Genomic DNA, 11,769 nt, shown 5'->3' with positions numbered 1-11,769 from the left:
CCAGTCACTCAATGGTCAATGTCCCGACCATACCCGCCTGGTAATGCCCCGGCACGTTACAGGCAAACTCGATGGGCGCCGATTGGCGGAAGGTCCAGGTCAGCTCGGCGCGCTGGCCGGGCATGACCATCACAGTGTTGCCACCCCCGTGACCATGGCCGTCACCGTGGCCCATCATTTGGCCGTGGTTCATCATCTTGCCGTGATCCATGCCGTCGTGGTTCATGGCCTCGGTGAACATCTTGCCTTGCATGGCGACCATTTCCTTCTGGTGTTCGGCATGCATGGCCTTGTCGCCCAGATTGAATTCGTGAGGCAGCTTGCCCTCGTTGACCAGCACGAAGCGCACCGTCTCGCCGGCTTTTACCTGCAGGCTTTTGGGCTCGAAGGCGATGTCCTTGAGCACCACGTTGACCGTACGGGTGGCCTTGGCCGCCGGGGCAGGCTCGCCGAAGGCGAAGGTCTGCGCCTGGCCAGCAAAAGCCGGCAAGCTGCCCAAAGCAAGGGTGGCGGCAATGAACAGGTGTTTCATGATGACTCCGGGGTTACACAATCGGGATGAAGCCACATTAGCCGGGGGCGACTGGCAGCTACCTGACAGGCACATTACAACTTTGTCAGCTTGGGCGAGCGGGCACATCGTCACGTATCATTTCAGCCATCACATTGCCCCTGTGCTAGCAGGGTAAAACAACACCCATTGGCTACGCTAACTTTCAGATTATGGACAGTGCATGAAACTGCTGATCGTCGAAGACCAGGCCCGCACCGGCCAGTACCTGAGCCAAGGCCTGAGCGAGGCCGGCTTTGCCACCGAGTTGGCTACCGATGGCGAAACCGGCCAGTTCCTCGCCCTGACCGGCGACCACGACCTGCTGATCCTCGACGTGATGCTGCCCGGCCGCGACGGCTGGCAGATCCTTCAGGCCGTGCGCCAGGCTGGCCTGGATACGCCGGTGCTGTTCCTGACCGCCCGCGACGCTGTCGAGGATCGCGTGCATGGTCTGGAACTGGGCGCCGACGATTATCTGATCAAGCCGTTCGCCTTTTCCGAACTGCTGGCCCGGGTACGCAGCCTGCTGCGCCGTGGCACCAGCCCGAGCCAGGACACTACCTTAAGCCTGGCCGACCTGCGCCTGGACCTGATCCGCCGCCGCGCCGAGCGTGCCGGGCTACGCATCGACCTGACCGCCAAGGAGTTTTCACTCCTTGAACTGTTGCTGCGCCGCCAGGGCGAGGTGCTGCCAAAGTCGCTGATCGCATCGCAGGTATGGGACATGAACTTCGACAGCGACACCAACGTGATCGAAGTGGCCATCCGCCGCCTGCGCCTGAAGATCGACGACCCGCACCCCAACAAGCTGATCCACACCGTACGCGGCATGGGTTACGTACTTGAAGAGCGCACCGAGTGATGCGACGGATTTCCCTCGGCAGCCGCCTGGCCCTGCTGTTCGCCGCCTGCACCGCCACCGTCTCGCTGGGCGCCGGCCTGTTATTCAGCCGGGCCAGCGCGCAGCACTTCATCGAGCTCGACCAACAACTGCTGGACTCGCGCCTGTCATTGTTCCGTACGCAACTGGCTGGCGTCAGCACGGCTGATGAGCTTCTGGCTCGCCTGCCTGCCCTGCACGATGAACTGAGCCACCAGGCCGACCTGGCCCTGCGTATCAGCGCCAGCAATGGCGCCACCTGGTTCGAAAGCCGCAGCGGGCTGCCGCAAGCAGCACTGAACACCGGGCTGACCACCCTGCATACACAAGGCATCGACTACCGCAGCCTGTCCGTACCCCTGACGCCGGGCACCATGCAGTCGCCGCAACTGACCCTGTACCTCGACATCACCCACCATCAGCACTTCCTCCAAGGCATGCAACGGCTGATCTGGCTGACGGTCGGCCTGTCGGCGCTAACCACCGCACTACTGGGTGCCTGGGCCGCCCGCAGCGGCCTGCGCCCATTGCGGCAGATGGGTCAGGTGGCCGCCAGCGTGTCAGCGCGCTCCCTCACCACCCGTCTGCCGGTGGCGCAGATGCCCGAAGAACTGGCCGAGCTGGCCAGCAGCATGAACGCGATGCTGCAGCGCCTGGACGATGCCTTCCAGCGCCTGTCAGCGTTTTCGGCCGATATCGCCCACGAGTTACGTACGCCGCTGTCCAACCTGCTGACCCACACCCAGGTCACCCTCACCCGCCCACGCAGCCTCGAAGAATACCGCGAGGCGCTGCATGGCAATCTGGAAGAGCTGCAATGGATGGCGCAGATGATCAACGACATGCTGTTTCTGGCCAAGGCCGACCACGGCCTGCTGGTACCGGGGCACGCGCCTTTGGCGCTGCATGACGAGGTGGATGCGCTGCTGGAATACTACGCGCCACTGGCCGAAGACAGCGACGTGCAGATGCTGCGCGAGGGTGAAGCCGTGCTGCTGGGTGACCAGCACATGCTGCGCCGGGCGCTGTCCAACCTGCTGGACAACGCCATGCGCTTCACCCCGGCAGGAGGACAGATAAAGGTGACCCTGGGGCCGGGGCCGACGATCAACGTGGCCAATACCGGGCTGGCTATCGACCCGACGGCGCTACCACGGCTGTTCGACCGGTTTTACCGGGTGGACCCGGCTCGGCGGGAAGGCTGCAGCGAGCATGCGGGGCTGGGCCTGGCGATTACCCGGTCGATCGTGCAGGCCCATGGCGGGTGCATACGGGCGGAGTGCGAGGGTGGGTGGACCCGATTCGTGATCGACTTCACTCAAGCTCGGTAACCCTGGGGCGCTTTACTCCCCCAGGATCTCAGGCAAACATCAAACCGCCAGGCCAATCGCCGGCTGCACCTGCGAGGCCCGGTAGGCCGGGTAAATGGTCGCCAGGAAACTCATCACCAGGCCGGCGGTGCAGATCATCGCCACATCCCCCCACTGTAACTGCGACGGCAAGCTGCTGACGAAATACACATCCGACGTGAAGATGTGCTGCCCGCTCACCCGCTCCAGCCAACCGACAATCTGGCTGACATTGAACGCCGCAATCACGCCCAGTACGCCACCAATCAGCGTGCCGACAATGCCGATCAGGCTGCCCTGGACCATGAACGTGCCCATGATCTGCGCCGGCGTGGCGCCCAAGGTACGCAGGATGGCAATGTCCGGCCCCTTGTCGTTCACCACCATCACCAGGGTGGCGATGATATTGAACGCCGCCACCGCGATGATCATCATCAGCAGCAGACCGATCATGGTCTTTTCCATCTTCATGGCGCTGAACAGGCTGCCCTGGGTATGCGACCAGTCATCGGCGCGGTAGGCGTCGCCAAGCCCGGCGGCAATCGCCTTGGACACCTGCGGAGCGGCATACAGGTCGTGCAGTTTCAGGCGCACGCCTTGCACCTGGCCCGGTGCCCAGCGTTGCATCTCGGCAGCATCAGCGACATGGATATAGGCCTGCGAGCCATCCAGCTCGGCGCCGACCTTGAAGATGCCGACCACGGTGAGGCGCTGCATGCGCGGGGTGATGCCACCCGGTTCCTTGCTGATCTCCGGCACGATCAAGGTCAGCTTGTCGCCGGTGTTCAGGCGGAAGCGGCGTGCGGTCAGCTCGCCGATGACCACGCCAAACTCACCTGGCTGCAAGTCCTGCAGGCGGCCCTGGACAATGTGCTGGCCAACGATGGAAACCTTGCCCTCCTCGGCCGGGTCGATACCACCCACCTGGATCGGCTGCATGGCCCCCTTGTACGACAGCATGCCTTCCATCTCGGTAATCGGCGCCACAGCCATCACCGCCGGATTCTTCATGGCTGCGTCGGCTACCTTGTGCCAATCGTCCAGCGGCTGCACGCCAAGGATGGCGGCATGCGGCACCAGGCCGAGAATGCGCGAGCTCATTTCGCGCTGGAAGCCGTTCATCACCGACAGCACCACGATCATCGCCAGCACGCCCAGCGACAGGCCGATCATCGAAGTCATCGAGATGAACGAAATGAAGTGGTTGCGACGCTTGGCTCGGGTGTAGCGCGCACCGATAAAGATGGGCAAGGGTCTGAACATGTACGAAATCACCCAATGAAAACAGGAAAACGGGGCAGCACTTGCCACCCCGACAGTCGATCAGATTGCCACCAGGTGGCCATCGTCGAGCTTCAACACGCGGTCCATCTGCCGCGCCAGGTTGAGGTCGTGGGTGACCACCAGGAATGCCGTGCGCGAGGCACCGGACAGCTCCTGCATCAGCTCCTGGATGCCTTGGGCGGTATGGTGGTCGAGGTTGCCGGTCGGCTCGTCGAGCATCACCAGGCCGGGGCGGTTGACCAGCGCCCGGGCAATCGCCACGCGCTGGCGCTCGCCGCCGGACAGCTCGGCCGGCTTGTGGTTCAAGCGGTGGCCCAGGCCTACCCGTTTGAGCAGCGCCTCGGCGCGCTCCCGAGCCTCGGGGATGGGCGTTCGGCCGATCAGCAGCGGCATGCACACGTTCTCGATGGCGGTGAATTCCGGCAGCAGGTGGTGAAACTGGTAGACAAAACCCAACTCACGGTTGCGCAGCAGGCCACGGGCACGCTCGCCCAGTGCCGACAGCTCTTCGCCAGCCAGCCATACGCTGCCCTGGGTCGGCCGGTCGAGGCCGCCCAGCAGGTTGAGCAAGGTACTCTTGCCTGAGCCGGAACTGCCGACGATGGCGACCCGCTCACCGGCTTGCAGCTCCAGGTTGAGCCCGGACAGCACCTGCACCGACTCCGGGCCCTCGTCGTAGGACTTGCCCAGGTTGCGGCAACTCAGAACGGCTTTATCACTCATGCGCGACTCACTCATAACGTAGCGCCTCTGCAGGCTGGGTGCGGGCCGCACGCCAGGCCGGATACAGGGTGGCGAAGAAACTCAGGACCAGTGCCGCACCGCAGACCATGTACACGTCCTGGGCCAGGATCTGCGACGGCAGGTAATCGATGAAGTACACGTCGGCGTTGAGGAACTTGTGCCCGATCAGTTTCTCGATGCCGGCGATCGCGGCGCTCACGTTCAGCGCCGCGAAGATCCCGACCACGGCGCCGATCAGGGTACCGATCACCCCGATCACCGTGCCCTGGACCATGAAGATGAGCATGATCTGCCCGGGCGTGGCGCCCAGGGTGCGCAGGATGGCGATGTCGCCGCGCTTGTCGTTGACCACCATCACCAGGGTGGAAATGATGTTGAACGCTGCCACCGCCACGATCAGCAGCAACAGCAGGCCGATCATGGCCTTTTCCATACGGATCGCCTGGTACAGGTTGCCGTGGGTACGGGTCCAGTCACGGCTATAGAATTCCTGGTCGCCCAGCTGCTGGGCGATGCTCCAGGCTACACGCGGCGCCTGGAACAGGTCGTCGAACTTCAGGCGCAGGCCCTGGACCTGGTCGGGCTTCCAGCGGTGCAGGCGGGACAGGTCGCTGATGTTGGTCAGGCCCAGGTAGCCGTCGATCTCGCCCGCGCCAACGTGGAAAGTGCCAACCACGGTGAAGCGCTTCATGCGCGGGAACATGCCGGCAGGGGTCACGCTGACCTCGGGGGCGACGAAGGTGAGCTTGTCGCCGATGGCAACGCCCAGCTTGGCCGCTGCCTTGTCGCCGATCATGATGCCCCACTCGCCCGGCGCCAACTGGTCCAGGCGGCCTTGCAGGACGAAGTTGTCGATGATCGACACCTCGCGCTCGCGAGCGGGGTCGATGCCGTTGAGCAGCACCTTCTGCACCTTGCCATCATGGGTCAGCAGGCCCTGCATCTGGGTGAACGGCGCAACCGCTACCACCTGCGGATTCTGCTTTACTTGTTGGGCAAGGGCCTGCCAGTCGGCAATGGGTTGGCCGCTCTCCAGCGTGGCATGGGGAATCATGCCCAACACGCGGGTGCGCATCTCGTGATCGAAACCGTTCATCACCGACAGCACCACGATCATCACCACCACGCCCAGGGCGAGGCCGATCATCGAGGTCAGGGAAATGAACGAGACGAAGTGATTGCGACGTTTGGCACGGGTATAACGCGTGCCGATGAATGCGAAAAGAGGTCTGAACATGTCGGGGCTTGTTCGGATGAAAGGGAACGTCCTTGTGGCGAGGCGCCTACGGCGGCTTTACACTCGGACCACCGCCGCTACCTTGGGTTCGCCATGACGACATTAGACGAAGAAGATCGCCGCGAATACTACCGCATCGAAGATCGGATCGCACTTCAAATAAACCCCCTTAGCGCGGCCGAAGCCCTCGAACCAGATGTGTTGCAAGATGATTCGCCGCTGTTCAACCTGCTCAGCGAACTGCACTTGTCCGACTTCGAGTCGCAACACCTGTTGCGCCAGCTGAGCGACAAGGACCGCACGCTCGCCGCCTTCCTGCGGGCACAGAACAAGCGCCTCGACTTGCTTAGCGCGGTGGTTGCGCAAACCCTGCTTGGCGAGGTCGGCGAGCCAGTACCGGTGGTCATTTCCGAAGGCGGCATCGAATCCGTCCAAGCCACACGGATTGACCCCGGTACACGAGTGAAGGTGAAAATGGTGCTGATGCCACGTGCCCATGGCCTGCTGCTGCGCGGCAAGGTCAGCCATTGCGACCCTCGCCCGGAAGGCGGCTTCGAGGTCGGCACCGAGTTCATCGACATGACCGACGCCCAACGACAACTGCTGGCCCGTTACATCCTGCAGCGCCAGCAACAGCAACGGCGCCAGCAGCTGGAACTGAACGACCCTGCCTCCTGAGCCAATTTTCCCCTGATTTGAAGGAACGAACGTGACCCTGATCTACGGCCATCGCGGCGCCAAGGGCGAAGCACCCGAGAACACCCTGAAAAGCTTTCAGCAATGCCTGTCCCATGGCGTGACCCGCTGCGAGCTGGACCTGCACCTGTCAGCCGACAACGAACTGATGGTCATCCACGACGCCACCCTCAAGCGCACCACTGGCCGTCGCGGCAAAGTGGTCGAGCACCCGGCCGCCGACCTGGTCAAGATCGATGCCCGCAAAGGCGGCCCGGGCCATGTGCAGCCCTGCCCGATCCCGAAACTGGAAGAGCTGTTCGAAAAATGCCCGTTCGAGCACTGGCAGCTGGAAGTGAAAAGCGCCTCGCGCACCCGCGCGGCCACCACTGTCCTGGCGATCCGTGAACTGGCCCAGCAATATGGCTTGCTGGACAAGGTGACCATCACCTCCAGTTCACGCGAGGTACTGGGCGCCGCCCTGGAACTGGTGCCGGACGTGAAACGCGGGCTGGTGGCCGAATACGCCTGGCTCGACCCGCTGAAGGTGGCACATAACTATGGCTGCGAGCTGCTGGCATTGAACTGGACACTGTGCACCCCCGAGCGCCTGCTCAAAGCACAGGGCCAGGGTTTGCATGTGTCGGTGTGGACGGTCAACGAGCCGGCACTGATGCGCCGGCTGGCTGACTTTGGTGTGGACAGCCTGATTACAGACTTTCCCGGTTTGGCCAAGACCACCCTCGGGTAGGGTTGAAATCGGTCTCTCCGACCGGCTCAGGCCACCGGTCGGAGCCGCTCAAAAAAGCCGGTTCAGGCCGTCATAGGCAGCTACCCGATAGGCTTCGGCCATGGTCGGGTAGTTGAACGTGGTGTTGACGAAGTACTTCAGGTTGTTGTGCTCACCTGGCTGGTTCATGATCGCCTGGCCAATGTGGACAATTTCCGAAGCCTGATAGCCGAAGCAATGCACACCGAGGATTTCCAGGGTTTCGCGGTGGAACAGGATCTTCAGCATGCCCTGCGGCTCGCCGGCGATCTGCGCACGCGCCATGCCTTTGAAGAAGGCCTTGCCCACTTCGTACGGCACTTTGGCCTGGGTCAGTTCCTGCTCGTTCTTGCCGATCGAGCTGATCTCCGGAATGGTGTAGATACCGGTCGGCACGTCGTTGACGAAGCGCCAGCTGCCATTGTCGACAATGCTGCCAGCGGCCGACCGGCCCTGGTCATGGGCCGCACTGGCCAAGCTTGGCCAGCCAATCACGTCACCGGCACCGTAGATGTTCGGCACGGCGGTGCGGTAGGCCTCGTCGACCTCGATCTGGCCGCGGCTGTTCACCTTGATGCCGATGTTTTCCAGGCCCAGCTTGTCGGTGTTGCCGGTACGGCCGTTGCACCAGAGCAAGGCGTCGGCCTTGATCTTCTTGCCCGACTTGAGGTGCAGGATCACCCCGTTGTCCAGGCCTTCGACGCGCTCGTAGTCTTCGTTGTGACGCACTGTGATGTTGTTGTTGCTGAAGTGGTAGCTCAGCGCCTGGGAAATTTCCGAGTCGAGGAAGCTCAGCAGTTGGCCGCGGTTGTCGACCAGCTCGACCAATACGCCCAGGCCACTGAAGATCGAAGCGTATTCGCAACCGATTACGCCGGCACCGTACACGATCAGCTTGCGCGGGGTATGGCTGAGGCTGAGGATGGTGTCGCTGTCGTAAACCCGCGGATGGTGGAAGTCGATGTCGGCCGGGCGGTAAGGGCGCGAGCCGGTTGCAATGATGATGTGCTTGGCGTTGAGCTTCTCGACCACGCCGTTGGGGCACACCACTTCCACGGTCTGCTCGTCGGCGAAGCTGCCGGTGCCGAAGAACACGTCGACGCGGTTGCGGGCATAGTAGCCGGTGCGCGATGCCACCTGCTTGGCGATGACCTTCTCGGCGCTTTTCAGCACGTCCGGGAACGAGAACCAGCGTGGCTCGCCGATGGCACGAAACATCGGGTTGGTGTTGAACTGCATGATCTGCCGCACCGAGTGACGCAGTGCCTTGGACGGAATGGTACCCAAGTGGGTGCAGTTGCCACCAACCTGGCGACGGTCATCGACCATCGCTACCTTGCGCCCTGCTTTGGCGGCGTTCATTGCCGCGCCTTCACCGGCCGGGCCGGAACCCAGCACCACTACGTCGTAGTTGTAGACAGCCATGCGTACTCCTTCAGAACTGGCCCGCAAGCCACGGTCGCTTGCGGGGCACGATCATGCCGCCGGGGCGCCATGAGAAAATTCGGGTGCAGTCTAATCAACCCGGAACGCCGCGCACATTAACCCTTGGTCGCGTCGTAGGCCAATTTTGCCCGCACTACATATGCTTCACCCATTCCCTGGCGGCAATCATCCCTGCTTGTGCTTTCACTGGCCTTTCACTGCCCGTTCGAACGCGGGCGTAGATCGGGAGACGAAGCCTCCCTCTGCTCGAGTCACCAAAACCGCAGCCAGGTCATGCGCCACGGCAAAATCCCAGCCTCGCTGCGGACCCAGGATGAGCAGCAGCGTCGAATAGCCGTCGGCCTGCAGTGCTGAGGCGTCCAGCACCGTAACGGCCGCCAGGTCATGCTCGACCGGGCGCCCGAGGCGGGCATCGAAGGTGTGCGAATAGCGCTGGCCATTCTGCTCGAAATAGTGCCGATAGTCACCCGAGGTTGATACTGAAAGGCTATTGACCGGGATGATCTGGCGGGCGACCTGCCGGTCTTCGCGAGGCAGTTCCAGGGCAATGCGCCAAGGGCTGCCGTCAGGCTTGCGGCCAACTGCCTTCAACTCGCCAGTGACCTCGGCGACAAAGCTGCTGACACCCATGGCCTGCAGGCGCGCAGCGATCACGTCAACAGCATGGCCGGCGACGATGCTGTTGAAGTCGAGCTGCACCGGGGCATCCTTGCACAGGGCGCGCCCCTTGATGCGCAGATGCTGGTAGCCCACGCGCCGGCGCACCTGGGCCAGTGCCTGTGGTTCGGGCACCTGCTCGTGACGGGCCTGAGGGCCGAAGCCCCACAGGTCGAGCAAAGGCTCTACCGTGAGATCGAAAGCGCCATCGCTCTGTTCGGCAAGGTGCTGGCCGAGGCTGACCAATTCGAGCATATCGGGCGGCAGGGCCAGGCACTCACCGGCGGGTAACCGGTTGAACTGGCTGACGATGGAATCGCCGCGGTAGGTCGAGTAGTGGTGGTCGATGTCATGCAGGATGGTTTCAACCGCCCTCTGCACCTGGGCCGGCACCGGGCCACCAGGCTCGCGGACGTACTGGATGCTGTAGCTGCTGCCCATGGTCGGGCCACCCAGACGCTCCAGGGTGGGGCCCTGGTTGCAGGCGGTGAGTAGCAGCAGAATGAACAGTAGGGCTGTGCGCACAGTAGGGTTTCTCGGTTGCCGGTGCTGGCCTCTTCGCGGGTAAACCCGCTCCTACAGGGGCAGCGATAATCCTGTAGGAGCGGGTTTACCCGCGAAAGGGCCAGCACTGACAACACACATTCAGAATAAAAAAAACGGGAACCCGAAGGTTCCCGTTTTTTCATTGCCTTACAAGCGAATCAGCGTGGAAACGCTGGCGGGTTCACACCGGCCATGTCTTCCATCACACGAACCACCTGGCAGCTGTAACCGAACTCGTTGTCGTACCAGACGTACAGAACAACGCGGTTGTCGTTGGCGATGGTCGCCTCTGCGTCAACCACACCGGCATGGCGCGAGCCCACGAAGTCGGTCGAAACCACTTCCTGCGAAGCCACGTAGTCGATCTGCTTGTGAAGTTCCGAGTGCATGGCGGTCTGGCGCAGGTACTCGTTGATCTCGTCGCGAGTGGTGGCCTTTTCCAGATTCAGGTTCAGGATGGCCATCGAAACGTTCGGCGTCGGGACACGAATGGCGTTGCCGGTCAGCTTGCCCTTCAGCACTGGCAGTGCCTTGGCAGCGGCGGTGGCGGCGCCGGTTTCAGTGATTACCATGTTCAGCGGCGCGGCACGGCCACGGCGGCTGCCCTTGTGGAAGTTGTCGATCAGGTTCTGGTCGTTGGTGAACGAGTGAACGGTTTCGACGTGGCCGTTGACGATGCCGTACTGATCGTTGATGGCCTTGAGCACCGGCACGATGGCGTTGGTGGTGCAGGAGGCCGCCGAGATGATCTTGTCATCGGCAGTGATGTCACCGTGGTTGATACCGTGCACGATGTTCTTCAGCGCGCCCTTGCCAGGTGCGGTGAGGATCACGCGGGCAGCACCAGGGCAGGCCAGGTGCTGGCCCAGGCCGTCGGCGTCACGCCATACACCGGTGTTGTCAACAACAAGCGCATTGTCGATGCCGTACTGGGTGTAGTCGACTTCGCTCGGGTTCTTGGCGTAGATAACCTGGATCAGGTTGCCGTTGGCGGTGATGGTGTTGTTGGCTTCGTCGATGGTAATGGTGCCATCGAACGGACCATGCACCGAGTCACGGCGCAGCAGGCTGGCACGCTTGACCAGGTCGTTTTCGGCGCCTTTGCGCACGACGATGGCACGCAGACGCAGGCCGTCACCACCACCGGTTTTCTCGATCAGGATGCGCGCCAGCAGGCGGCCGATGCGACCGAAACCGTACAGAACAACGTCGGTGCCTTTACGCGCCGAAGCGTTCTGCTGGCCAACCACGTCAGCCAGCTCTTCACGGACGAACTGCTCGGCAGTGCGGCCATTGCCTTCCTGCTTGAACTTGTTGGCCAGCTTGCCCAGGTCGACCGATGCGGCGCCCAGTTTCAGCTCGCTCATGGCTTTGAGCAGGGGGAATGTCTCGTGGACGGACAGTTCGGTTTCGTCGGTTTGGCGGTGGCGCGCAAAGCGGTGCGCCTTGAGGATCGAGATAACCGAACGGTTGATCAGGCTGCGGCCATAAATCGAGCTCACCACGTTGTTATTGCGGTAGAGCTGACCGATAAGCGGGATCATCGCTTCAGCCAGGGCTTCACGATCAATCCACTCACCAAGACACTGGTCGGGCTTCTGAGTCACGGGAACCTTCCACATGTAGGGA

Annotated in this window: 11 protein-coding genes; 4 read left to right on the top strand and 7 right to left on the bottom strand. The window is 62.5% G+C overall.

Annotated features, from left to right (window positions below; all coding sequences use genetic code 11):
• Positions 1-4: 4 nt before the first annotated feature.
• Positions 5-532 (bottom strand): plastocyanin/azurin family copper-binding protein, encoded by a 528-nt coding sequence (locus tag ACF8EA_RS04850; protein WP_103469272.1) that lies wholly within the window; start codon positions 530-532, stop codon positions 5-7.
• Between the two features lie 202 nt (positions 533-734).
• Between ACF8EA_RS04850 and cinR the strand changes: the two genes are divergently transcribed.
• Positions 735-1,415: a two-component system response regulator CinR gene (gene cinR, locus ACF8EA_RS04845; RefSeq protein ID WP_392521195.1), complete on the top strand. Its 681-nt coding sequence runs from the start codon at positions 735-737 to the stop codon at positions 1,413-1,415.
• Positions 1,412-2,764 (top strand): two-component system sensor histidine kinase CinS, encoded by a 1,353-nt coding sequence (gene cinS, locus ACF8EA_RS04840; RefSeq protein ID WP_392521194.1) that lies wholly within the window; start codon positions 1,412-1,414, stop codon positions 2,762-2,764. Before cinR ends, cinS begins: the two co-directional genes overlap by 4 nt.
• A 39-nt stretch (positions 2,765-2,803) precedes the next feature.
• Here cinS and ACF8EA_RS04835 read toward each other — a convergent pair whose 3' ends face one another.
• From ACF8EA_RS04835 to ACF8EA_RS04825, 3 genes are read right to left on the bottom strand one after another with little or no spacing between them, the layout of a single operon-like run.
• A complete protein-coding gene (locus tag ACF8EA_RS04835; RefSeq protein WP_392521193.1) occupies positions 2,804-4,045 on the bottom strand; it encodes a lipoprotein-releasing ABC transporter permease subunit in 1,242 nt (413 codons plus the stop codon).
• A gap of 60 nt (positions 4,046-4,105) precedes the next feature.
• Positions 4,106-4,789 carry a lipoprotein-releasing ABC transporter ATP-binding protein LolD gene (gene lolD, locus ACF8EA_RS04830; protein ID WP_172402812.1) on the bottom strand — a complete coding sequence of 228 codons (684 nt, stop codon included), beginning with the start codon at positions 4,787-4,789 and terminating at the stop codon, positions 4,106-4,108.
• Positions 4,790-4,796: 7 nt separating this feature from the next.
• Positions 4,797-6,047 (bottom strand): lipoprotein-releasing ABC transporter permease subunit, encoded by a 1,251-nt coding sequence (locus tag ACF8EA_RS04825; RefSeq protein WP_021785415.1) that lies wholly within the window; start codon positions 6,045-6,047, stop codon positions 4,797-4,799.
• Between the two features lie 93 nt (positions 6,048-6,140).
• On the opposite strand from ACF8EA_RS04825, the gene ACF8EA_RS04820 reads away from it, so the two are divergent.
• Positions 6,141-6,725, top strand: coding sequence for a PilZ domain-containing protein (locus ACF8EA_RS04820; protein WP_021785416.1), 585 nt, complete (start codon positions 6,141-6,143; stop codon positions 6,723-6,725).
• A gap of 31 nt (positions 6,726-6,756) precedes the next feature.
• Positions 6,757-7,473 carry a glycerophosphodiester phosphodiesterase gene (locus tag ACF8EA_RS04815; protein ID WP_021785417.1) on the top strand — a complete coding sequence of 239 codons (717 nt, stop codon included), beginning with the start codon at positions 6,757-6,759 and terminating at the stop codon, positions 7,471-7,473.
• 48 nt (positions 7,474-7,521) lie between these two features.
• Here the strand turns inward: ACF8EA_RS04815 and sthA are convergent, their stop codons facing one another.
• The 3 genes from sthA to ACF8EA_RS04800 form a co-directional block, all read right to left on the bottom strand.
• Positions 7,522-8,916, bottom strand: a complete 1,395-nt coding sequence (gene sthA / locus ACF8EA_RS04810; protein ID WP_021785418.1) for a Si-specific NAD(P)(+) transhydrogenase — start codon at positions 8,914-8,916, stop codon at positions 7,522-7,524.
• A 204-nt stretch (positions 8,917-9,120) separates the two neighbouring features.
• Positions 9,121-10,119: an FAD:protein FMN transferase gene (locus ACF8EA_RS04805; protein ID WP_392521192.1), complete on the bottom strand. Its 999-nt coding sequence runs from the start codon at positions 10,117-10,119 to the stop codon at positions 9,121-9,123.
• Between the two features lie 179 nt (positions 10,120-10,298).
• The gene (locus tag ACF8EA_RS04800) at positions 10,299-11,762 is read right to left on the bottom strand and encodes a glyceraldehyde-3-phosphate dehydrogenase (protein ID WP_021785419.1); all 1,464 of its coding nucleotides are present in this window, start codon (positions 11,760-11,762) and stop codon (positions 10,299-10,301) included.
• Positions 11,763-11,769: the final 7 nt, after the last annotated feature.

This window comes from Pseudomonas sp. YQ_5 (genome assembly GCF_043103305.1).
Lineage (GTDB): Bacteria > Pseudomonadota > Gammaproteobacteria > Pseudomonadales > Pseudomonadaceae > Aquipseudomonas > Aquipseudomonas putida_Y.
The sequence above is the reverse complement of the archived record's forward strand: the minus strand, read 5'-3'. Positions and strand labels throughout refer to the sequence as shown.

What these genes read in the sequence shown, in the direction of transcription:
- ACF8EA_RS04850 (WP_103469272.1), bottom strand. Translation starts at nt 532, where the DNA reads ATGAAACACCTGTTCATTGCCGCCACCCTTGCTTTGGGCAGCTTGCCG.
- cinR (WP_392521195.1), top strand. Translation starts at nt 735, where the DNA reads ATGAAACTGCTGATCGTCGAAGACCAGGCCCGCACCGGCCAGTACCTG.
- ACF8EA_RS04835 (WP_392521193.1), bottom strand. Translation starts at nt 4,045, where the DNA reads ATGTTCAGACCCTTGCCCATCTTTATCGGTGCGCGCTACACCCGAGCC.
- lolD (WP_172402812.1), bottom strand. Translation starts at nt 4,789, where the DNA reads ATGAGTGATAAAGCCGTTCTGAGTTGCCGCAACCTGGGCAAGTCCTAC.
- ACF8EA_RS04825 (WP_021785415.1), bottom strand. Translation starts at nt 6,047, where the DNA reads ATGTTCAGACCTCTTTTCGCATTCATCGGCACGCGTTATACCCGTGCC.
- ACF8EA_RS04820 (WP_021785416.1), top strand. Translation starts at nt 6,141, where the DNA reads ATGACGACATTAGACGAAGAAGATCGCCGCGAATACTACCGCATCGAA.
- sthA (WP_021785418.1), bottom strand. Translation starts at nt 8,916, where the DNA reads ATGGCTGTCTACAACTACGACGTAGTGGTGCTGGGTTCCGGCCCGGCC.
- ACF8EA_RS04800 (WP_021785419.1), bottom strand. Translation starts at nt 11,762, where the DNA reads ATGTGGAAGGTTCCCGTGACTCAGAAGCCCGACCAGTGTCTTGGTGAG.